The organism is Pandoraea cepalis (assembly GCF_902459665.1).
Lineage (GTDB): Bacteria > Pseudomonadota > Gammaproteobacteria > Burkholderiales > Burkholderiaceae > Pandoraea > Pandoraea cepalis.
Genome location: NZ_CABPSL010000010.1, coordinates 126,879 through 148,895 on the forward strand (window position 1 = coordinate 126,879; position 22,017 = coordinate 148,895).

Consider the following 22,017-nt stretch of genomic DNA (forward strand, 5'->3'; position numbering starts at 1 on the left):
TTGCGAGACAACTGGTGAAACCGAAGATCCTGGTAGCCCGAGCCATTTTTCCCGACGTGATCGAGCGTCTGGCGCAGTATTTCGAGGTCGAGCGCAACGACGCCGATACCGTGTATTCGAGCGACGAATTGCGCGCACGTCTGGCCGACAAGGCCGGCGCGATCACCACGGCGAGCGAGCGCATCGACGCATCGGTGCTCGCCGGTGCGCCGCAGCTGCGTGTGGTGGCCAATATGGCCGTGGGTTACAACAACTTCGATATCGAGGCGATGACCGCCGCCGGCGTCATGGCGACGAACACGCCCGACGTGCTCAACGAGACGACGGCCGACTTCGGCTGGGCGCTGTTGATGGCGACGGCCCGTCGCGTGACCGAGTCCGAGCGGTGGTTGCGCGAAGGACATTGGGATAAGTGGGCCTACGATATGTTTCTCGGCGCCGACGTGCACGGCAGTACGCTGGGCATCATAGGCATGGGCCGTATCGGGCAGGCGATTGCGCGCCGCGCCATGGGCTTCAACATGCGTGTTGTGTACCACAATCGGTCGCGTCTCGATGCGGCAACGGAAGCGGCATGCCAGGCAAGCTTCGTCGACAAGGACACGCTGCTGCGCACGGCGGATCACGTCATCCTCGTGCTGCCTTACTCGGCCGCAACGCATCACACGGTGGGTGCCGCAGAGTTGGCCCTCATGAAGCCGACGGCAACGCTGGTCAATCTGGCGCGCGGTGGCATTGTCGATGACGCGGCGCTCGCGGCCGCCCTTGCGGGCCGGCAGATTGCCGCCGCGGGCCTCGACGTCTTCGAGGGCGAGCCGAAGGTGCATCCCGATTTGCTCAAGGTGCCGAATGTCGTGCTGACGCCGCATATCGCGAGTGCCTCGGTGGCGACGCGTCGTGGCATGGCAAGTCTGGCGGCCGACAATCTGATTGCGGCGTTGGGATTCGGGGCGGCGGCGGGCAAGCCGCCGTGCCTGCTGAACCCGGCGGCGCGCCGGTCGTAGCGGCACCCTGCAGGCATCGGCAGGTATGGGCCGGCATCGGCAGCAGGATCGAAGGGCATCAACGGGAGTCGCAACGCGATGGTAGAGATGGGGTGGGTGGCGCTGGCAGCGCTGAACTTGTTGGTGATGATCGCGATTGCGGTGAAGGTCTGGCAGCGCGGCGGCGATTCGACGTTGCGCGAGACGCTCGTCGACGCGCTGGCCCATGTCCGCGATGATTTGCTTCAGGCGGCCGATCGCAGCGAACGTGGCCTGCGCCAGGAGTTCGCGGAAACGGCGCGTGCCGCACGCGGCGAGCAAAGCGCGCAGATGGCGCAGTTCCAGCAGACGCTGGCCGCGCAGATGACGAGCGTGGCGACGGTGCAGAACAACCAGATCGACGCGTTTGCACAACAGTTGGCGAAGCTTACCGAAACGAATGCTGCCCAGCTCGATGCGGTGCGTCAGAGCCTGGTGCTCAACGGACAGCAGATGCGCGAAGAGCAGGCGTCGACGTTGCGCCGCTTCGGTGAGGCGCAGCATGAACAACTCACACAATTGGCCGAGGGCAACGAGCGGCGCCTGGCCGAAGTGCGTGCCACACTCGAACAGAAGCTCAAGGACATCGAGGTCAACAACGCGGCGAAGCTCGAAGAAATGCGCCGCACCGTCGACGAAAAGCTCCATGCCACGCTCGAGCAGCGACTCGGCGAGTCGTTCAAGCTGGTCTCGGACCGGCTGGAGCAGGTGCATCGCGGCCTGGGCGAGATGCAGACGCTCGCCGCCGGCGTGGGCGATCTCAAGCGCGTGCTGACCAATGTGAAGACGCGAGGCATCTGGGGGGAAGTGCAATTACAGGCGTTGCTTGAGCAACTGCTGACGCCCGACCAGTTCGCCAAGAACGTTGCGACCAAGCCGGGCAGTGCCGAGCGGGTGGAGTTCGCGATTGCGCTGCCAGGACAGAACGGCGACAGCAACACGCCGGTCTGGCTGCCGATCGACGCCAAATTCCCGCGTGAGGATTACGAGCGCCTGCTCGACGCGCAGGAGCGTGCCGATTTGGCGGCAGTGGAAGAGGCATCGAAGGCGTTGGAGACACGCATCCGCCTGGAAGCGAAGTCCATCGCGGACAAGTATCTCGCACCGCCGCACACGACCGACTTCGCGCTGTTGTTCCTGCCGACGGAAGGGCTTTACGCCGAAGTGCTGCGGCGTCCGGGACTCTCGGATCTGTTGCAACGCGACTATCGCGTGACCGTGGCGGGCCCGACAACGTTGACCGCGCTGCTCAACAGCCTGCAGATGGGCTTCCGCACGCTCGCGATCGAACGCCGTTCCAGTGAGGTCTGGCAGGTGCTCGGCGCGGTGAAAACGGAGTTCACCAAGTTCGGTGATGTGCTCGCGAAGACCAAGGCGCAACTGGAGACGGTGACCCGTTCGATCGACAGGGCCGAGGTGCGCACGCGCGCGATGGCGCGTCAGCTCAAGTCCGTGGAAGCCTTGCCCGGTGAGCAGGCGGTCGAACTGCTCGGTGTGGAGATGGAGGCCGACGACGAGGCGTGAGCGCCCGGTAGGGCGAGTCGCGCGGAGGCGCCTGCGGACGCGGGACGTTCAAGACGCGCCTGACAGTCCCGGCATGGATGACGTTCGCAGCGTTCCCGAATTTCCCGATCCGTGGCGTGCTCAGAACGCTCGGGGCGCAGGGGATTCGCCGCGATGGGCGAACCGCTCGAGTGCCTCGCCCGTCATGCGCACCACGCGCCAGTCGGGCAGTACCGTCGCGCCTTGCGAGGTGTAGAAGTCGATCGCCGGCTGATTCCAGTCGAGTACGGTCCACTCGAAGCGTCCGCAACCTCGTTCGACGGCGATGCCGGCCAATTGACGCATGAGCGCCTGTCCTACGCCCTTGCCGCGCATCGACGGCTGTACGTAGACGTCTTCAAGGTACAGGCCGCGCCGTCCGAGGAACGTCGAGAAGTTGTGGAAGTACAGCGCGTAGCCGACCGCCTCGCCATCCCACTTCGCCATCAGGCACTCGGCTGCCGGCGCGGGCCCGAACAGCGCCTCGTGCACGCTCTGCGGCGTTGCTTCGAAAATATCCAACAACTTTTCATAGACGGCCAGTTCTCGCATCAGGCCGTAAATCGCGCCGACGTCGTCGGCCTTGGCGGTACACAGGGTCAGGGACATGGGACAGGGCAATCCGTGTGAAGGTCAGCACTCTTCGTCGGGGATGTCGCTCAGGGCAACTTCGATGCCGCCGAAGCGCTCCGCCACCCAGTTGTAGGCATGGCAGGCGACCCAGAGCAGCACGAAACCGACGATGGCGTTCAGGACCAGCGCGGAAATGAAGGCGAGACCCGGGAGTTCGCCGTAGCGGTAGAACGCTGCGAGGAAGGCCAGAAGCACCATCGGAATACTGAAAGTGAGATAGACCAGCACCAGCGCTTTGGCCGTCTGGCCAGGACTGATATACGTGATTTGCTTTTTTGTTGTCATTGACGTGTGCTTTCGGTTGGGTGCTGACATCGTCGAAGCGCCGACGCCGGCAATATATCGCAATTTCGCTGCTTCGCTTTAGGGGGGATTCGAGAGACTCGCGCTAAACCAATCCGTCGAACGCGATGACGTCGACCAATTCGCCCGCCGCGACATCGCCGCGAGCGGTGTCCAGCGTGACGAAGCAGTTCGCTTCGCTCATCGTGCGCAGAATGCCGGCGCTTTGTGCATCGGCCACCGTCACCTGCCAGCGGCCTTGCGCGTCGGCGGCGAGAATGCCGCGCAGGAATTCGGTCCGGCCGGGACGCTTGGCAATGGCCGTGGTCGTCGGCACCGGCAGGTTAGGCGTAACTTGCGGTTCGGCGCCCATCAGCGCGAACAGCCCGTCTCGAACCAGGTGGTAGAACGACGCCATCACGGCGGCCGGGTTGCCCGGCAAGCCGAAGAGCAGCGCGCGATGGCCGTCGGTCTCGAGTTCGCCGAAGGCGAACGGTCGGCCCGGGCGCATCGCCATCTTCCAGAAGACGACATTGCCCAGGCGCGTCATCATCTCACGGGTGAAATCGGCCTCGCCAACGGAGACACCCCCCGACGTGATGACGGCGTCGGCGTCGCGGCAAGCGGTGCGCAGGGTGTCCTCGATCGCTTGCGGGTCGTCGCGCACGACGCCCAGGTCGAGCACCTCGGCACCCAGACGTTGTAGCATGCCGAACAGCGTGTAGCGGTTGCTGTCGTAGAGATTGCCCGGCGCGAGTGGTTCGCCCACCGAGCGGAGTTCGTCGCCCGTCGAGAAGAACGCGACGCGAATGCGGCGGCGCACCGGCACTTCGCCAATCCCCAGTGAGGCGAGCAGGCCGAGCGCGGCCGGGCGAATCCGCTTGCCCGCATGCAGCGCCGTGTGGCCGGCGGCCAGATCCTCGCCAACGTGACGCACGTGGCGTCCGGGCGTGACGGCGTTGGCCGCAAAAGTGACGATGTCGGTATCGCCTTCGCGCTGCACCTGTTCCTGGGGGACGACGGTGTCGCAGCCGGCGGGCAGCAAGGCGCCGGTCATGATGCGCACGCATTCGCCGGGCGCGGCCACGCCGTCGAACGGATGGCCAGCGAACGAACGGCCGGCCACGCGCAGGCGCACGTCGCCCCCGGCGGCCAGTACGCTGCCGGCGAAGGCATAGCCGTCCATGGCGGCATTCTCGAATGCGGGAACGTCGAGCGGCGACGTGACGTCGCGACCCAGCACACGGCCCAGCGCGCTGCGCACGGCGACCTGCTCGATGGCAGACACCGGACGCGCGGTGCGCGCAATGATGGCGCGCGCCGATTCGACCGTCATATGGTTGGGGTCGTAGTCCGGCAAGCCGGCCAGGGCTTCGTCAAGTGTAGTCATGGTGTGGCGTCGTCATCCGGCAAGTCCCCGGCATGAATCCCGTCAATGCGGTGGCGACAGATCGGGCCGCGTCGGTGTCCGCAATGTCAGGGCGCGCGCGGCGTGTCGGACGTATCGGGCCTATCGGAGGTATCGGGTTGGAGGTCGTCCAGCGTGTTGACATTGTAAAACGGACGCTCGTCGCCGAAGTGAACTTGTACGGCCTTGTGGCGTGCCAGCCACGCCCTGACGCGATGTTCGCCGGCCGCGAGCGTGGCGGCAAGATCGTCGGCGAGCGTGCGATGCAAGAGGGCGAAGACCGGATGCGGCCCCTGTGGCGTGACGGCATAGGCCGCCAGAGGCGGTGCGGCGGCGTCGGCGCCAGCGGCGCTCAACGCGGCCGCCAGTCGTTCGCCAAGATCCTCGGGGAGGTAGGGTGAGTCGCACGGTGCGGTGAGGAGGTAGTCCGAGCGCGTGGCGCGCAGGCCGGCCAACATGCCGGCGAGCGGGCCAGCGAAGTCCGGCGTCGCGTCGCACACGACTGGCTCGCCGAACGCGGCATAGGCATCGTGATGTCGATTGGCGCTAATCAGCAACGTCGCGACCTGTGGCCGCATTCGTTCGAGGACGTGCTCGACCAGCGTTCGGCCGGCGAATCGTTGCAAGCCTTTGTCGCGTCCGCCCATGCGTTGGCCTCGCCCCCCTGCGAGGACCAGGCCGGTCATGGCGCTACGAAGGATCGGCGCGGTAGTCATGGCGGCAGAATTCCAGGGCGATGGGCGGGCGGCGAACCGGTCAGGACCGATTGAGCGCGATGACGCGCCCGGACGCATCGAACCAGACGGCGCCGTTGCCCAGCATCACGCCCTGATCGCGCGCGAACATCAGGCGCGGCACGGCCGCGCCGATGGTGCGCACATAACCGTCGGTGAATATCTCGTTGTAGCGCGCGAGCAGCGATTTCGGGTTCCGAAGCATCATCGTCTTGCCGCGCAACGACACGCGCAACGGATAGCGAATCGATTGCGCAACGACGTCGCGCCGGTCGTCGAGAACCCCCTTGCGGAACTGCATGGCCGCACGATTGACCGTTTCGTCGTCGTCCACGCCGGCAACGCCGTAGAGGTGATCGAGCTTACCGTTCTGAACGCCGGCGAGCGCCAGCTCGAACGGCACCGAGCGCCCATTGCGAAGATCCTTCCATTGACCGGAAATGACCTCGCAACTGGACGACACACCGCGTTGGCGGTCAACCTCGTCGTTGGCGGCGAAATCGCCGTCGAAGGTCGCTCGCGGCATGCCGCCCGCGTCGAACTCGGTCAGATGCAGGCGCGACTTGTTCTCCAGCTTGCCCGTGAGGTACGTGTCGCCCAGCGACGAGGCATTGGCATAACGGCCTTCGAGCTTGCCGCCGAACGACGGACGCAGCACGAGCCGCAACGGATTGCGCTCGCCGAGCTGGCCGGTGTAGGTCATCACACGGTTTGCGACGTCGCGGCCGGCGGGGTCGCAATCGGCACGCGCCATCGCGGGCGCGAAGGCGGCCGACAACAGGGTCAGAGCGCTCAGGCTGACGGCGACGAAACGTCGGGCCGCAAGGCGAGCGCGCGGGGGCGAGACACGCCGGGAAATCTTCAGGGAGTCTCGGACACAATGGGCGTCCGGGGCGTCAAAAATCATGAGTCGAGTGAGAGTTCGATATTACGAAAGTGTGCGGACGAGCGGACGGGCACCGTGCCCGGTCCGTTCAACCGCCGATGTAGGACATCTCCACTTTCGGGGGGGCGTTTTCGGGCAGACCTGTCGCCGCCGTGCGCAAGGCGGAGTAACGGTCGGTGCGACCCTGCCAGATGTCGCCGATGACGGTCGAGATCTGCGCGTCGCTCGCGCCGTTGCGTAGCAGCGTGCGCAGGTCGTAACCGGCGCTCGCGAACAGGCATAGATACAACTTGCCTTCCGTAGACAGGCGTGCGCGCGAACAAGTGCCGCAAAAAGCGCGCGTGACCGATGAAATGACACCGACTTCGCCGCCACCGTCGCGATACTGCCAACGCTGGGCCGTCTCGCCGGGATAGTTCGGCTCGAGCGCCTCGAGCGGCAAGGCCTCGTTCAGCCGGGCGATGACGTCGGCCGACGGCAGCACTTCGTCCATCCGCCAGCCGTTCGACGTGCCGACGTCCATGTACTCGATGAACCGCAACATCACGCCGCTGCCGTGAAAATGCCGCGCCATGGGCACGATGTCGCCATCGTTGGTGCCGCGTTTGACGACCATGTTGACCTTGACCGGGCCCAGACCGACGCGTTGGGCTTGCGCAATGCCTTCCAGCACTGTGTCGACCGGAAAGTCGACATCGTTCATCTGCCGGAAAATCGTATCGTCGAGGCTATCCAGGCTGACCGTCACGCGCGTGAGCCCGGCATCCTTGAGCGATTGCGCCCGGCGCGCCAGCAGCGACCCGTTGGTGGTGAGCGTGATGTCGAGCGGTTTGCCCGACGGTGTGCGCAGGCGGGCGAGCATCTCGATCAGACGCTCGATGTGCTTGCGCAACAGCGGCTCGCCTCCCGTGAGGCGCAGCTTCTCCACGCCATGGTCGACGAACAGGCGCGCGGCCCGCTCGATTTCTTCGAACGACAGCAGGGAGGATTGCGGGAGGAATGCATAGTCCTTGCCGAACACGTCCTTCGGCATGCAGTAGACACAACGGAAGTTGCAACGATCCGTCACCGAGATTCGCAGGTCGTGCAGTGGCCGCGCCAGCGCATCTTCGAGATGGCCGGTGGCAGCGCGCACTTGCGCGGGCGCTTGCGGGGAATACGTCGCATAACGCGCGTCGCTACGCAGATCGGTAAGTCGGATGATCGTTTCGGTCATGGTGGGGCCTTGGCTTGCGTCTCCATTCTAACGAATTGGCCTGTTGGCCGCCGACGCCAACGAAATAAGCATCGGATATCGGGACCCAGGCATTCGCTGCGGGACGTCAAACCCGTTCTGAGCGTCACGATACGGGGCGGGCCGGGCGAGCACAAGTCGGGACAACGTGGGGTCGCAAGGCGAAAAGCGATCCCCAATGGCAAAAAAGGAGGCCGAAGCCTCCTTTTCCAACATCACGTCAGGCGGATGGTCGCCAGCGGAACGGGTGCCGCCGCCTGAGCGTCACGCTATGGCACGTTAGGCCACGTGATCCGACGAGCCGCGCGTTTCCACTTGCTCCATCGGGTCACTGCTGGCCGGCGTGGACGGACGGCGCTCGCGCGGCACATGCGGTGCCGGTGCAGCTTGCGCTGCGGCCTCCTTGGCGGCGCGGTGCTTGTCGGCGTCCGTGTGGACCCAGACCAGACCCACACTTGCGAGCGACGACTCCAGCTCGGTGCTTTCCAGCGCGGGCGCTACGGCGGCCGGGGCCGGCCGAGTCGTCGCGACTTCCGTCGCGGCAACGGTGGCTACCGCTGCGGTCGGTGCGGTCGGTGCCGGCGTTTGCACCGGCTTCGCCGTTTCGACCATCTCCACCGGCGTCGACGGTGCGGCGGGTGCCGTCGGCGCGGGGCTGACGTCCGCCGGGGTGCTGGCAATGGCTGCCGTGGCGGCGATCTCGGTCAGGGCCTCGGCCGGGACGGCAGGCTGCGCCGGGATCGGCGTGGCGGCAGGCAACGGCGCGCTGACCGGCGGGACCACCGGTGCGGCGACTTCCACTGCAGGCAGCGGTGCCACGTTGACCGGGGCGATCGGTTCGGCGATGACCGGCGACGAGACTTCCGGCAGCGCGAACGGCGCGGCTTCGGTCACGCGTGCCACGGGGACTTCCGCCGGCTCGACGTGAACCGGGGCGGGCGTCGATTCGACCTGCACCGTCGGCACATCGGCCGCCGTGACAGTCTCTGCCGCAATGACGGGCGCTGCCGCACGAGCCGGGACATCGATCGCCGTGGTGTCGACGGCTTCGTGCGTCAATACCGGGGCGTGGACACCTTCCTCGCCGGTCGATGTTGCGTCTTCGGCCTGATCGCCTTCGCCATGGAGTTGCTGCTCATTGGCCTCACGCTCGCGACGGCCACCGCGGCGACCGCGACGACGGCTGCGGCGGCGCTCTTCACCCCCTTGCTCGCCTTCCTCGCCCGCGAGAAGCGGTGCGCCTTCGACCTGCGCCGTCAGACGATCCTGTTCGAGATCTTCCTGCTCTGCGACGAGCGGGGCGGCTTGGGCGACGCGTTGCGGCGTGGCTTGCTGGCCGTCTTCCCCTTCGGGCTGACGACGATCACGACGCTCGTTGCGGTCGCGACGATTGCCGCGTTCGCGACCTTCGCGCGGCTCGCGACCTTCCTCGGCACGCACGTCCTGAGCCGGCTGACGCGGCTGCGCTTCGTCGCGCTCACGCTTGTCACGGCCTTCCTGACGCTCGTTGCGATCACCGCGTTCGCTGCGCTCGGCACGTTCCGGACGGGCGGCGCGGCCTTCACGGCCCTCGCGACCCTCACGGCCCTCACGCGCCGGTTGGCCGGCGTTGTCCTTGCCGGACTTGCTGTCGTCGCGAGCATTGCCACGACGATTGCGGTTTTGCTGATGCGGACGTTCGTGGCGCTCGCGCGGCGGACGAACGTTAGGCTTGGCCGGTTCTTCGACCTGAACCGGTGCCGGGGCCGCAGGCTCGAGACCCAGCAGGCGCTTCACGAAGCCGATGAAGCCACCGCTGCGTGCGGGGGCTGCGGGCGCGGGTACGGTCGCGGCGACGGGGGCAGGACGCGGTTGCGCGGCCGGTGCCGGCTGTTCAGGCGTAATGCCCTTGACGGCGGCTTCCTGGCGCGGGCGCACGTCTTCCTTCTTCTTGCTGTAAGCCGCCGGATCCTCTTCCAGGGCACGCGCTGCCTCTTCGGCGAGGACGTAGCTGGCCCTCGGGGTATCCAGACGCGGATCGTCGAAACGCAGGCGCTCGAGCTTGTAGTGCGGCGTTTCGAGATGCTTGTTCGGGATCAGCAGCACGCCGACCTTGAAGCGTGCCTCGATCTTGTTGATTTCCTGGCGCTTTTCGTTGAGCAGGAACGCGGAGACTTCGACCGGGACCTGGCAGTGGATGGCTGCCGTGTGCTCCTTCATCGCCTCTTCCTGGATGATGCGCAGGACTTGCAGGGCCGACGATTCAGCGTCGCGGATGTGGCCGGTGCCATTGCAGCGCGGGCAGGTCACGTGCGTGCCTTCCGACAGCGACGGACGCAGGCGCTGGCGCGACAGTTCCATCAAGCCGAAACGCGAGATCTTGCCCATCTGGACGCGTGCGCGATCGTGCTTGAGCGAGTCCTTCACACGTTGTTCGACTTCACGCTGGCTCTTGGCCGACTCCATGTCGATGAAGTCGATCACGATCAGGCCGCCCAGGTCGCGCAGACGCAGCTGGCGCGCCACTTCATCGGCCGCTTCCAGGTTGGTGCGAAGCGCCGTTTCCTCGATGTCGGCGCCCTTGGTGGCGCGCGCCGAGTTCACGTCGATCGACACGAGCGCTTCGGTGTGATCGATCACGATCGCGCCGCCCGAAGGCAGCGGCACTTGGCGTGCGTACGCCGTTTCGATCTGATACTCGATCTGGAAACGCGAGAATAGCGGCACGTCGTCGCGATATTGCTTCACGCGATTGAGGTGATCGGGCATGACCACCTGCATGAAGTTACGCGCTTGCTCGGAGATTTCTTCCGTATCGATGAGGATTTCACCGATATCGGGTTGGAAATAATCGCGGATGGCGCGAATGACGAGGCTCGACTCGAGATAGATCAGCGCCGAGTCGCGCGGCAGTTCGATGTTGGTGGCGGCGCCTTCGACGGCGCGCCAGAGTTGCAGCAGGTAGTTCAAGTCCCACTGCAGCTCTTCGGCCGAGCGGCCGATGCCTGCGGTGCGGGCGATGATGCTCATGCCTTCCGGCAGTTCGAGCTGACCCATCGTCTCGCGCAGTTCCTGACGGTCTTCGCCCTCGATGCGGCGCGACACGCCACCGCCACGCGGGTTGTTCGGCATCAGCACGAGGTAGCGGCCGGCCAGCGAGATGAAGGTCGTGAGGGCGGCGCCCTTGTTGCCGCGCTCTTCCTTTTCGACCTGAACGATGAGTTCCTGGCCTTCGGAGAGGGCGTCCTGGATGCGCGCATTGCGCACATCGGCACCCTCGCGGAAGTACGCGCGGGCGACTTCCTTGAACGGCAGGAAGCCGTGACGGCCTTCGCCGTAGTTGACGAAGCAGGCTTCGAGGGAGGGTTCGATACGGGTAATAATACCCTTGTAGATATTGCCTTTGCGCTGTTCGCGGCCGGCCGTCTCGATATCGATATCGATGAGTTTCTGCCCATCGACAATTGCCACGCGCAGTTCTTCCTGCTGCGTGGCGTTGAACAACATGCGTTTCATGAAAACGACTCCCACCCGCCGCAGTTGCCAATGTGCAGTGCGTCGGGCACGTATCACTCGAGTTATCCAACACGCGAGGTTCGAGCCGGGAGTGGAAGAATTGCCGGGGGGTCCGGGCGATGAGGCCAACGGACGCAATGGCGCCAGCGAATACGTTATCGCGCTCACCCGGATCCGCCGAGGCACCGGAAAATTCCGGCCCGGCGCGGATCACTTCGGGCTTGCAGTCCCTACCAAGAGATACTGGACGAGAAACTTCATCAGCGTTTTCTCGGGGCGCCTGCCGACACTTTTTCTTCTTGTGACGGCGCCTCACCAAGACTCTTGCGCGAACGATACTCAGCAAAGCGATCAGCCCAGACAATCGAACCCGGGCTGACCACCAAAAAATTCTATAACCACCAACTCTATCCGCATCCCGCGCGCTGCGACCGAAGCGGCCTATGGGCCCACTTCCTGCCGACGCTGCGTGATGTGCGTGCGCTCGCTGCTCCAGGGTCACCGGACGAGCAGCCTGCCCGGGGTGCAAGTAAAATACCGTTTTGAGGTCAGCACCGACAGAGGTGGGGATTTGGCATGATTCCCGCTACCGCCACCTCTGTTGGGCAAATTATATTCATAATGAATGAGTTAGGCAAAAATCGGCAGAAAATGGTTTCGCCGGCGTCTCCGCCGCAGGTTCGACTGGTCGAAGTCGACGACGGCTCGGCCGGCCAGCGGATCGATAATTTCCTCTTGCGCGAGTGCAAAGGCGTGCCGAAAAGTCACATTTACCGCATTTTGCGTAGCGGTGAAGTGCGCGTAAACAAAGGAAGAATAGACGCTACCTATCGCCTTGTGCTTGGCGATATCATCCGAATTCCACCGGTTCGCGTTGCCGCGCCGGCTGCCGAAGCGCCGGCCTACGTTCCCGCCGCCACCTTCCCCGTGTTGTTCGAAGACGATTACCTCATGGCGATCGACAAGCCGGCCGGGGTGGCGGTGCATGGCGGCAGCGGCGTGTCGTTCGGGGTGATCGAGCAGCTGCGCCGCGCCCTGCCGCACCTGAAGTTTCTCGAGCTGGTGCACCGTCTCGACCGAGAAACATCGGGGATCCTGCTGCTCGCGAAAAAGCGCTCGGCGCTGGTCGGCATGCACGAGCAGATCCGGCACAACCGGATGGACAAGCGTTACCTGGCTTGCGTCACGGGCGAATGGCGGGACCGTCAGCGTGCGGTCAAGGCCCCACTGTATAAGTATGTGACGGCAGAGGGCGAGCGTCGCGTGCGTGTACAGGAAGACGGTCAGGCATCGCACACCGTATTTCGCATGATGGAGTCGCATCCGCCCTATACGTTGCTCGAAGCGGAACTGAAAACGGGGCGGACCCATCAGATTCGCGTTCACCTGGCGCATTGCGGTACGCCGATCGTCGGTGACGACAAGTACGGCGACTTCACGCTGAACAAGACATTGGCCCGTCCCGGCGCCCGTCCCGGCATCAAGCGGATGTTTCTGCACGCGTGGCGGCTGAAGTTCAACCATCCGGTTTTAGATACGCCGATTGCGTTGGAAGCTGCGTTACCGCCAGAATGTCAGCAATTTCTGAACCAACTTCGAGGCGCTTCTGCCGATGCCAAGCCCTGAGTTCGACCTGGTCGTGTTCGACTGGGACGGGACGTTGATGGACTCGACGCCCACCATTACCCGCTGCATCCAGGCCGCCTGCCGCGATCTGGGGCTGCCCGTGCCGTCCGACGAGATCGCGAGCCACGTGATCGGCCTCGGCCTGCGCGATGCCCTGCAAATGGCCGTGCCGTCCCTCGACCCTGCGCACTATCCGCGCCTGTCTGAGCGCTATCGTTTTCATTATTTGATAGGCGACAAGGAGACCGTGTTGTTCACCGGAATCCGTGAGCTGCTCGAAGCCTTGCGCGCGCGGGGGCGTTTTCTTGCCGTGGCGACGGGCAAGTCGCGTGTCGGTCTGAACCGGGCGCTCGAAGCCGCCGGGCTGATGCGGATGTTCGACGCAACGCGTTGCGCCGATGAGACATTTTCGAAACCGCATCCGGCCATGCTGCAAGAGCTGACGCGCGAACTCGGTCAGGACCTGCGTCGCACGGTCATGATCGGCGATACCACGCACGATTTGCAGATGGCGCACAGTGCCGGAACGTCCGCCGTGGCCGTGGCTTACGGCGGTGCGCATCCGCGCGAGCAACTGGTGGCGCTGGAGCCTGCGTATTGCGCCGGGAGCGTGGCCGAGCTGCGCGACTGGCTGCTGGAGCGCGTGTGAGCGAGTCTGTCGTGCCGCTGCCGATCTGCGCGGGCGCTGCGCTCGAGGATGGGGGGCGCGGCGTGCGTTTTGAGGTATGCGTGAGCGGTCGTCGTACCCCGGCGTTCGTGATTCGCTATGGCGGGCACGTCTATGCCTATCTCAATCAGTGCGCCCACGTGCCGATGGAACTCGACTGGTCTGAGGGGCAGTTCTTCGAAACGTCCGGCTTATACTTGATGTGCGCGACGCACGGCGCAACCTATGAGCCCGATACGGGGCATTGCGTTGGTGGCCCGTGTCGCGGCGGTGCGCTGCAGCCCGTGCACGTGGAGGAGCGCTCGGCTGACCCGAACGGGGGTGATGCCGCTCACACGACCGTCGTCTGGTGGCCCGATGCGTACATCGAAGCGCCCGGACCGTCGGCAGTCTGACGATACGACATCCCGGTTTCAATCGCAGTTTTCGCTTTTTACCCAAAGTTCTCTGGATACTTTATGGCTGACGCCCTGCCGCCTGATTCGCCCCGCACCGAACCTGGTTTTCCTCCGCCCGGTGGGCGGTCGTCGTCGGCAGCGGGGGCCGGCGCGGGCCGCGATCCGGGCGAGGTGAAGCTCTGGGAGCGCGAAATGCTGGAAAAGGTGTTGATGGCCGGCATTCGCGAGCAACGCGCGTCGCGCCGCTGGAAAATCTTCTTCCGGCTGCTGGCGCTGGCGATCGTCGCGCTTGTCATCTGGTCGATTTCCGATTTCGATGGCGGTACGGCAACGGTCGGCGCGGGCTCCGGCAAACATACCGCACTGGTCACGCTGAGCGGCGAGATCGCGCCCGACGGTCAGGCGAGCGCCCGGAAGATCAACGCGGCGCTCGAATCGGCGTTCGAAGACTCGTCGGCGGCGGGCGTGATTCTACGCATCAACAGCCCTGGCGGCAGCCCGGTTCAGGCCGGGATGATCTACGACGACATCATGCGTTTGCGGGCGAAGTACCCGAAGAAGCCGCTGTATGTCGTGGTCGAAGAGATTTGTGCCTCGGGCGGCTACTACGTTGCGGCGGCCGCCGACAAGATCTACGTCGACAAGGCGAGCATCGTCGGTTCCATCGGCGTGTTGATGGATGGCTTCGGTTTCACCGGGTTGATGGACAAGCTCGGCATCGAGCGGCGATTGCTGACGGCTGGGCGTAACAAGGGGTTCCTTGACCCGTTCTCGCCGCAGACGGATCAACAGAAGACGTATGCCCTCGACATGCTCGAGCAGGTCCATCAGCAGTTCATCGGCGCGGTGAAGAAGGGGCGTGGCAATCGACTGAAGGACGACCCGGATCTGTTCAGCGGCCTGTTCTGGACGGGCCAGCGTTCAATCGAGCTGGGTTTGTCGGACGGCCTCGGGACGGTCGATTCGGTGGCCCGCGACGTACTCAAGGCGCCGAATCTCGTCGACTACACCGTCAAGGAAAACTTGCCTGAGCGCGTGGCGCGACGTTTCGGTGCGGCCGTGGGTGCCGCGGCGATGAAGACGATGATGATGGGCGCGACCCTCTCGCTCAAGTAACGCCGACGCACCGCGGAACGCAAGCACGCAAGCGACAACGCCACGGAAGTTCTCCGTGGCGTTGTCTTTTGCGGATGCCGATAGCGGGCGTTACTGGCCCAGAAATAGGAAAATGGCGGGGCGCTTGTGCAGATCGATACGCGCCTGAGGCCATCCCTGGATCCGATGCGTGACAATCTGCTCGCCGTCCTGCGTGACGTCGACCGCGACGCACAGCAGCGTGGACGCGTCGCAGGTCTGCAGTAGCGCATCTAGCATGGCCTTGTTGCGATAGGGCGTCTCGATGAAGATTTGCGTCTGCTTTTCCTTGCGCGAGCGTTGTTCGAGTTCGCGCAAGCGCTTCGCACGATCGGCCGCGTCCGTCGGCAGGTAGCCGTGGAAGGCGAAACTCTGCCCGTTCAGTCCGCTGGCCATCAAGGCGAGCAGGATCGAACTCGGGCCGACGAACGGCACCACGCGCACCCCTTTCTCGTGCGCACGTCGCACCAGCAGCGCACCTGGGTCCGCCACGGCCGGGCAGCCGGCCTCCGAGACGAGGCCGCCATCGGCACCGGCAAGCATCGGCGCGAGGAGCGCATCGATGGCCGCTGCCGGCGTGTTGACGTTCAACTCGCGAATATCGATTTCCTGAATCGGCGTGGACACCCCGACCAATTTGAGGAATGCTCGCGTGCTCTTGGCCTGCTCGCCGACAAAATACGTCAGGCCGGCCGTCACGTTGCGGACGTCTTCAGGCAATACCGCCGGCAGGCCGCCGCGGGTGTTCGTGCCAAGCGTATTCGGGATCAGATACAGCGTGCCGCTCATGCTGGCGCTCCTGTTGCGCCGGGGCCGGGGCCGGGGCCGGGGCCTGGCAGGCGAATGCCGGTGTTCATCAACATGGTCGTGAGCGCAATCAGTGGCAAGCCGATGAGCGCGGTCGGGTCGTCATTCTCGATGGTTTCGAGCAGCATGATGCCCAGTCCTTCGGATTTGGCGGCGCCGGCGCAGTCGTAGGGGGTCTCCGCATGAAGATAGGCGGCGAGCGCCTCGTCGGGCAGATTGCGGAACTTCACCCGTGTCACGACATCTTTGGCCTGACTTTCGCCGTTGCGGGCATCGTGCACGCACAGGGCAGAGTGAAACTCGACGACCTTGCCGCGCATGTCGCGCAACTGTGTCATGGCGTTCTCGAAATTGCCGGGTTTGCCGATCTGGCGGCCTTCGAACGTGGCGACCTGGTCGGCACCGATGACGATGGCGCCCGGTCGGCGCCCGGCCACCGCCTGGGCCTTCTGACGGGCCAGGCGCAGCGAGGTATCGCGCGGCATCTCGCCGGGGGCGGGCGTTTCGTCGATGTCCGGGACGTCGACCGTGAAGGGCACGCGCAGGCGCTCGAGCAACTCACGTCGATAGCGCGATCCGGAGGCCAGGATCACGGGTGGCGGGGGATGTGCGGTCATCAGGTTTAAGTGTTTGACGAGAAACGAAAAACTATTTAGAATTCACGGCTTTTGCAATCTGGCGCTCGGTCCCGCCAGTCTGCGCGGTACGGGTCCAAACGTCCGGAAACGGTATTGGATCAAGGTGCTGCGAGTGGCAGGGGACGTTGAAAACGCGCTCAGATGCGCCAAAGGCAAGGATGAGCGTGATGAACGAATATATCGTCGATCTGTTCGAATTCGCGCGTACCGGCCGGGTGGCGGAAGGTGACGTGCAACTTGCGGCATTGCCGCGCATGGTAACCGAAGTGCCTGCCGAAGTCTCGGCGTCGGGGCGCGCCGAGGGCGTGTTCCACTGGCGCGCCGAAGGCGTCGAGAAGCAGGTGCTGCGTGCCGACGGGAAGCCCACGGTGGCGCAGTTCCTGACGCTGTCGGTCGAAGGCCCGATGTGGCTCGAATGCCAGCGATGCCTCACGCCGTACCAGGAGCCGCTCGATTCGGAGACGACCTTCGAGGTTGTGCGTGACGAAGCGGCCGCGGAAGCCCGGCCCCTCGATGAAGATGAGTTCGAGGCGTTGGTCGGCTCCAAACATTTCGATTTGCGCGAGCTGATCGAGGAAGAATTGCTGTTGGCTTTGCCGATCGTGCCCAAGCACGAGGTGTGTCCGACTGTGCACGAAAGCCTGGCCACGGGCGACGACGGGTTGACCGAACCTGCCCCGCCGCCCGAAGAAGAGGATAAGCCGTCTCCGTTCGCGGCGCTGGCAGCGCTCAAGCGCTCGCCGGACAAGGACGGAAAGTAACGTGCGGCCGGGTCTCCGGCGCACCAAAGTACAAGTTTGCGTTAGTCGCACAGGTCGGGCCGACAGGCCGACACCGTAGGGCGGCGCTCGAACTGTGTTAAAATTTCGCGATATTTTGAGGAGTTATCATGGCCGTTCAACAGAACAAGAAGTCGCCGTCGAAGCGCGGCATGCACCGTTCGCACGATTTCCTGACCGCGCCGGCGACTGCCGTCGAGCCGACGTCGGGTGAGACGCATATGCGTCACCACATCTCGCCGAACGGTTTCTACCGTGGTCGCAAGGTCATCAAGACCAAGAACGACTAACTCGGCCCTCCAGGCGATACGCGCCCATCATGGCGCTGTTTGATCGTCCGATGTGGCAAAAGCGGCACTCATCCTGCCGCTTTTTTTGTTACCTGTACCGCAAGCCAATCACGTCGACATGACAGTCACCCTGACGATCGATTGCATGGGCGGAGATCACGGCCCATCGGTGACGGTGCCGGCCGCGGTTCGCTTCGTGCAGTCCACCGACGATGTCGAACTTGTGCTGGTCGGACAGCAGGAGGTCATTAACGCGCAACTCGCAAAGTTGCGCGCGACGGATCACCCGCGCCTGTCCGTGGTCAACGCGACCGAAGTTGTCGCGATGGACGACTCCGTCGAGACCGCCCTGCGCAGGAAGAAAGACTCCTCGATGCGTGTGGCGCTCAACCTGGTCAAGGACGCGCGCGCGCAAGCCTGCGTATCCGCCGGCAATACCGGCGCGTTGATGGCCGTCTCGCGCTATGTGCTCAAGACGCTGCCGGGCATCGAGCGGCCCGCCATCGCCACCGTGCTGCCGAACCAGAAGGGCGGTTACACCACGATGCTCGATCTCGGCGCGAACGTCGATTGCGAGCCGACCCACTTGCTGCAATTCGCCGAGATGGGCCATGCGCTCGTCGCGGCGGTCGATGGCAAGGAGCGTCCGTCGATCGGCCTGCTTAATATTGGCGAAGAAGTCATCAAGGGCAACGACGTCATCCGGCAGGCCGGCGAGCTGTTGCGCGGCTCCACGCTGAACTTCTACGGCAACGTGGAGGGCAACGATATCTATCGCGGCACGACCGACATCGTCGTGTGCGACGGATTCGTGGGCAATGTTGCCCTCAAGACTTCCGAAGGCCTGGCACAAATGCTCGGCGACATGATCCGCGAAGAATTCACCCGTACGTGGTGGACGAAGGTGATCGCTGTCGTTGCGCTGCCGATTCTCTCCCGCTTCAAAAGCCGCGTCGATCATCGCCGTTACAACGGGGCAGCATTGCTCGGGTTGCGTGCGCTCGTGATCAAGAGCCATGGCTCCGCCGATGCCTACTCGTTTGAATGGGCCATCAAACGCGGCTATGATGCAGTTCGCAACGGCGTGCTCGACCGTTTGTCGCGCGCCATGCATGAGAATCAGACCCAGCTCCAGGACAACAAGCCGGTGGGCGCCATTCCGGCGCTCTGACGCCGGCGGCCTCGCTCCGGCGCTCTAACCGATCATAAGATGACTCAGTCCACGATTCATTCCCGCGTCGTTGGTACCGGCAGCTACCTGCCGGCGCGCCGCGTGACCAATCAGCAGTTGGCCGACGAGCTGGCCACCCGTGGCATCGAGACGAGCGACGAGTGGATCGTTGCTCGCACCGGTATCCAGGCTCGCCATTTCGCCGCGCCCGATCAAACGAGCAGCGACATGGCGGTGGAAGCCGCCAGGCGCGCGCTCGACATGGCCGGCTTGAGCGCCAACCAGCTCGACCTCATCATCGTCGCCACGTCGACGCCGGATTTCGTGTTCCCGAGCACCGCCTGCCTCGTGCAGAACAAGCTCGGTATCGACAACGGCTGCGCGGCGTTCGACATTCAGGCGGTTTGCTCCGGCTTTGCCTACGCCATGGCGACGGCCGACAACTTCATTCGCACCGGTGCGTACCGCAACGTCCTCGTGATCGGTGCCGAGACCTTCTCGCGCATTCTCGATTTCACGGACCGCACGACCTGCGTGCTGTTCGGCGACGGTGCGGGCGCGGTCGTGTTGCAGGCGTCCAGCGAGCCGGGCATTCTGGCGAGCGCGCTGCATGCGGACGGCAGCCACGCGAACATTCTGTGCGTGCCGGGCAATGTGAGCGGCGGCGCGGTGCAGGGCGAAGCGTTCCTCTATATGGACGGCCAGGCCGTGTTCAAGCTGGCGGTGCGCGTGCTGGAAAAAGTGGCCAACGAGGCCCTTGAGAAGGCCGGTTTGGCGGCGTCGGCGATCGACTGGCTGATTCCTCATCAGGCCAACCTGCGCATCATGACGAGCACGGCCCGCAAGCTCGGACTGCCGGAAGAGAAGATGGTCGTGACCGTCGACCAGCATGGCAATACGTCGGCCGCGTCGATTCCGCTGGCGCTCGACGTCGCGGTTCGTGACGGGCGCATCAAGCCGGGCCAGAACGTCATGATCGAAGGCGTGGGCGGCGGCTTTACGTGGGGCGCCGTGCTGTTCCGCATGTAAGTGGACCCGGCGCCAAGGCGCCACGCGGACCTGACGGTGGGCCTTCGGGGCGCCGCGTGGGGCGGCGCGCCCCACGCCGCCAGGTCGGTGCGCGACAGGGTGCCGCAATGTTTCTGAATCTGACTGCAAAACCAGGCGCTATGACATTCGCTTTCGTTTTCCCGGGACAAGGTTCCCAATCGGTGGGCATGCTCGATGCCTTCGCGGACAACGCGGTAGTGCGCGAGACCCTTGCCGAAGCTTCGGATGCCCTTGGGCAGGATATGGGCAAGCTGATCGCCGCCGGCCCGGCCGAAGACCTCAATCTGACGACCAACACTCAGCCGGTGATGCTCACCGCCGCCTACGCGATGTACCGCGCATGGTTGGCCGAGGGCGGTGCCAAGCCCGCGTTCGTTGCGGGCCACAGCCTCGGTGAATACACGGCGCTGGTCGCCGCGGGCGTCATCGCGTTCAAGGACGCCGTGCCGCTCGTGCGTTTTCGCGCGCAAGCGATGCAGGAGGCCGTGCCCGTCGGGCAAGGGGGCATGGCGGCCATTCTGGGGCTGGATGACGACACCGTTCGCAATGTCTGCGCCGAAGCATCGGCCGCGGGCGTCGTCGAGGCCGTCAATTTCAATGCTCCGGCACAGGTCGTGATTGCCGGCGCGAAGGCGGGCGTGGAAAAAGCCTGCGAACTGGCGAAGGCCGCCGGGGCAAAGCGCGCGCTCGTGCTGCCGGTGTCGGCGCCGTTCCACTCGTCGCTGCTCAAGCCGGCGTCGGATCGTCTGCGCGAATATCTGGCCGACGTGACGTTCAGCGCGCCGCAGATTCCGCTCGTCAACAATGTCGATGTCGCCGTCGAAACCGACGTGGCGCGCATCAAGGAGGCGTTGGTGCGTCAGGCCGCGGCGCCGGTGCGCTGGGTCGAATCGGTCAAATGGCTCGCGGCGCAGGGGGTGACCCAAGTCGTTGAATGTGGTCCGGGCAAGGTGCTGAGCGGCCTGACCAAGCGCATCGACGGCACGCTCACCGGGCTCGCGATCACCGATCCGGCGTCGCTCGGCGACGTGCGCGCGCAACTCTCGTAAGACACAGTCAAGGGTATTTCTCTCATGAGCAAGCAACTCGATAACCACGTGGCGCTGGTGACCGGCGCTTCGCGCGGCATCGGTCGTGCCATTGCCCTCGAACTCGCTCGCCAGGGGGCGACGGTTGTGGGCACCGCCACCAGCGAAGCCGGCGCGCAGGGCATTACCGCGTATTTCAGCGAGGCCGGTGTGACGGGCAAGGGCATCGTCCTGAATGTGACCGATGCCGAAGGCGTGGCTGCGGCACTCGACGACATCCTCAAGCAGTACGGCAAGCTCGACGTCCTCGTCAATAACGCCGGCATCACGCGCGATAATCTCGCCATGCGGATGAAGGACGACGAGTGGGACGACGTGATCGACACGAACCTCAAGGCGATCTTCCGTCTGTCGCGAGCGGTCATCAAGCCGATGATGAAGGCGCGCAGCGGCCGCATCATCAACGTGACGTCGGTCGTCGGCTCGGCGGGCAACCCGGGCCAGGCCAATTACGCGGCCGCCAAGGCGGGCGTTGCCGGGATGGCCCGTTCGCTGGCCGCCGAGATTGGCAGCCGAAACATCACCGTCAACTGTGTCGCCCCGGGCTTCATCGACACCGATATGACCAAGGCGCTGGGCGAAGCGCAGCACGAGGCGCTCAAGGCACGGATTCCGCTGGGCCGCCTCGGTGCGCCGGAAGACATCGCCAACGCCGTGGCGTTTCTCGCGTCGCCGCAGGCGGGTTACATCACCGGGACGACGCTGCACGTGAACGGTGGCATGTTCATGAATTAAGGGAATTTCGTCGGAATTGTGCTGATAATGCGCAATTTTGAGCGATATTGAACATTATTTGGCGCAGGCTAACTTTGCTTGGCAAACCTGTTAAAATGCGCGCACTTGTCTGAACTAACTACCCCGGAGGGTTTGAATGGATAACATTGAGCAACGCGTCAAGAAGATCGTCGCCGAACAACTTGGTGTGAACGAAGCTGACGTCAAGAACGAATCCAGCTTTGTGAACGATCTCGGCGCCGACTCGCTCGACACGGTTGAGCTGGTGATGGCACTGGAAGAAGAGTTCGAGACGGAAATCCCGGACGAGCAAGCTGAAAAGATCACCACGGTGCAGCAAGCCATCGATTACGTTCAAGGCAATTCCAAGGCCTAAGAGGCCCGCGGAGGATCGCCTG

The 22,017-nt window shown here is 64.4% G+C and carries 22 protein-coding genes; 13 read left to right on the forward strand and 9 right to left on the reverse strand.

The window, feature by feature from the left end:
* Positions 1 to 11: 11 nt before the first annotated feature.
* Both PCE31106_RS14225 and PCE31106_RS14230 read left to right on the forward strand, forming a co-directional pair.
* A complete protein-coding gene (locus PCE31106_RS14225; RefSeq protein ID WP_150563710.1) occupies positions 12 to 1,004 on the forward strand; it encodes a 2-hydroxyacid dehydrogenase in 993 nt (330 codons plus the stop codon).
* 87 nt (positions 1,005 to 1,091) lie between these two features.
* The gene (locus tag PCE31106_RS14230) at positions 1,092 to 2,546 is read left to right on the forward strand and encodes a DNA recombination protein RmuC (RefSeq protein ID WP_150563711.1); all 1,455 of its coding nucleotides are present in this window, start codon (positions 1,092 to 1,094) and stop codon (positions 2,544 to 2,546) included.
* Between the two features lie 120 nt (positions 2,547 to 2,666).
* Here PCE31106_RS14230 and PCE31106_RS14235 read toward each other — a convergent pair whose 3' ends face one another.
* The 7 genes from PCE31106_RS14235 to PCE31106_RS14265 form a co-directional block, all read right to left on the reverse strand.
* Positions 2,667 to 3,173 (reverse strand): GNAT family N-acetyltransferase, encoded by a 507-nt coding sequence (locus PCE31106_RS14235; RefSeq protein ID WP_150563686.1) that lies wholly within the window; start codon positions 3,171 to 3,173, stop codon positions 2,667 to 2,669.
* A gap of 24 nt (positions 3,174 to 3,197) precedes the next feature.
* On the reverse strand, positions 3,198 to 3,482 hold the full coding sequence (locus PCE31106_RS14240) for a hypothetical protein (RefSeq protein ID WP_017232487.1): 285 nt from the start codon (positions 3,480 to 3,482) through the stop codon (positions 3,198 to 3,200).
* A 103-nt stretch (positions 3,483 to 3,585) separates the two neighbouring features.
* Positions 3,586 to 4,869 carry a molybdopterin molybdotransferase MoeA gene (moeA, locus tag PCE31106_RS14245; protein ID WP_150563687.1) on the reverse strand — a complete coding sequence of 428 codons (1,284 nt, stop codon included), beginning with the start codon at positions 4,867 to 4,869 and terminating at the stop codon, positions 3,586 to 3,588.
* An 86-nt stretch (positions 4,870 to 4,955) separates the two neighbouring features.
* The gene (mobA, locus tag PCE31106_RS14250) at positions 4,956 to 5,603 is read right to left on the reverse strand and encodes a molybdenum cofactor guanylyltransferase MobA (protein WP_150563688.1); all 648 of its coding nucleotides are present in this window, start codon (positions 5,601 to 5,603) and stop codon (positions 4,956 to 4,958) included.
* Between the two features lie 40 nt (positions 5,604 to 5,643).
* Entirely contained in the window at positions 5,644 to 6,327 is a 684-nt protein-coding gene (locus PCE31106_RS14255; protein WP_150563689.1) for a hypothetical protein, read from the reverse strand.
* A gap of 268 nt (positions 6,328 to 6,595) precedes the next feature.
* A complete protein-coding gene (gene moaA, locus PCE31106_RS14260) occupies positions 6,596 to 7,723 on the reverse strand; it encodes a GTP 3',8-cyclase MoaA (protein ID WP_017232491.1) in 1,128 nt (375 codons plus the stop codon).
* Between the two features lie 297 nt (positions 7,724 to 8,020).
* A complete protein-coding gene (locus PCE31106_RS14265; RefSeq protein ID WP_150563690.1) occupies positions 8,021 to 11,236 on the reverse strand; it encodes an Rne/Rng family ribonuclease in 3,216 nt (1,071 codons plus the stop codon).
* Between the two features lie 621 nt (positions 11,237 to 11,857).
* Here PCE31106_RS14265 and PCE31106_RS14270 point away from each other — a divergent pair.
* From PCE31106_RS14270 to PCE31106_RS14285, 4 genes are all read left to right on the forward strand, one after another.
* Positions 11,858 to 12,862, forward strand: coding sequence for an RluA family pseudouridine synthase (locus tag PCE31106_RS14270; protein WP_150563712.1), 1,005 nt, complete (start codon positions 11,858 to 11,860; stop codon positions 12,860 to 12,862).
* The gene (locus tag PCE31106_RS14275; RefSeq protein ID WP_017232494.1) at positions 12,849 to 13,511 is read left to right on the forward strand and encodes an HAD family hydrolase; all 663 of its coding nucleotides are present in this window, start codon (positions 12,849 to 12,851) and stop codon (positions 13,509 to 13,511) included. The genes PCE31106_RS14270 and PCE31106_RS14275 overlap by 14 nt, the downstream gene beginning before the upstream one ends.
* Entirely contained in the window at positions 13,508 to 13,924 is a 417-nt protein-coding gene (locus PCE31106_RS14280; RefSeq protein ID WP_150563691.1) for a Rieske (2Fe-2S) protein, read from the forward strand. The genes PCE31106_RS14275 and PCE31106_RS14280 overlap by 4 nt, the downstream gene beginning before the upstream one ends.
* Positions 13,925 to 13,987: 63 nt before the next feature.
* Positions 13,988 to 15,043, forward strand: a complete 1,056-nt coding sequence (locus PCE31106_RS14285; RefSeq protein ID WP_017232496.1) for a S49 family peptidase — start codon at positions 13,988 to 13,990, stop codon at positions 15,041 to 15,043.
* 90 nt (positions 15,044 to 15,133) lie between these two features.
* Here the strand turns inward: PCE31106_RS14285 and PCE31106_RS14290 are convergent, their stop codons facing one another.
* Complete coding sequence (locus PCE31106_RS14290; RefSeq protein ID WP_150563692.1) at positions 15,134 to 15,850, reverse strand: SAM-dependent methyltransferase; 717 nt, start codon at positions 15,848 to 15,850, stop codon at positions 15,134 to 15,136.
* On the reverse strand, positions 15,847 to 16,485 hold the full coding sequence (locus PCE31106_RS14295) for a Maf-like protein (protein WP_150563693.1): 639 nt from the start codon (positions 16,483 to 16,485) through the stop codon (positions 15,847 to 15,849). The genes PCE31106_RS14290 and PCE31106_RS14295 overlap by 4 nt, the downstream gene beginning before the upstream one ends.
* A 179-nt stretch (positions 16,486 to 16,664) precedes the next feature.
* Here PCE31106_RS14295 and PCE31106_RS14300 point away from each other — a divergent pair, with 179 nt between their 5' ends.
* The 7 genes from PCE31106_RS14300 (at position 16,665) to acpP (ending at position 21,995) form a co-directional block, all read left to right on the forward strand.
* Positions 16,665 to 17,267, forward strand: coding sequence for a YceD family protein (locus PCE31106_RS14300; RefSeq protein WP_150563694.1), 603 nt, complete (start codon positions 16,665 to 16,667; stop codon positions 17,265 to 17,267).
* A gap of 128 nt (positions 17,268 to 17,395) precedes the next feature.
* Positions 17,396 to 17,575: a 50S ribosomal protein L32 gene (gene rpmF / locus PCE31106_RS14305; RefSeq protein ID WP_017232500.1), complete on the forward strand. Its 180-nt coding sequence runs from the start codon at positions 17,396 to 17,398 to the stop codon at positions 17,573 to 17,575.
* A gap of 118 nt (positions 17,576 to 17,693) precedes the next feature.
* Entirely contained in the window at positions 17,694 to 18,746 is a 1,053-nt protein-coding gene (gene plsX, locus PCE31106_RS14310; protein WP_051060079.1) for a phosphate acyltransferase PlsX, read from the forward strand.
* 39 nt (positions 18,747 to 18,785) lie between these two features.
* A complete protein-coding gene (locus tag PCE31106_RS14315) occupies positions 18,786 to 19,775 on the forward strand; it encodes a beta-ketoacyl-ACP synthase III (RefSeq protein ID WP_150563695.1) in 990 nt (329 codons plus the stop codon).
* Positions 19,776 to 19,915: 140 nt separating this feature from the next.
* Entirely contained in the window at positions 19,916 to 20,845 is a 930-nt protein-coding gene (fabD, locus tag PCE31106_RS14320) for an ACP S-malonyltransferase (RefSeq protein WP_150563696.1), read from the forward strand.
* Positions 20,846 to 20,869: 24 nt separating this feature from the next.
* Complete coding sequence (fabG, locus tag PCE31106_RS14325; protein WP_017232504.1) at positions 20,870 to 21,619, forward strand: 3-oxoacyl-ACP reductase FabG; 750 nt, start codon at positions 20,870 to 20,872, stop codon at positions 21,617 to 21,619.
* Positions 21,620 to 21,755: 136 nt separating this feature from the next.
* Positions 21,756 to 21,995: an acyl carrier protein gene (gene acpP / locus PCE31106_RS14330; RefSeq protein WP_017232505.1), complete on the forward strand. Its 240-nt coding sequence runs from the start codon at positions 21,756 to 21,758 to the stop codon at positions 21,993 to 21,995.
* Positions 21,996 to 22,017 lie beyond the last annotated feature (22 nt).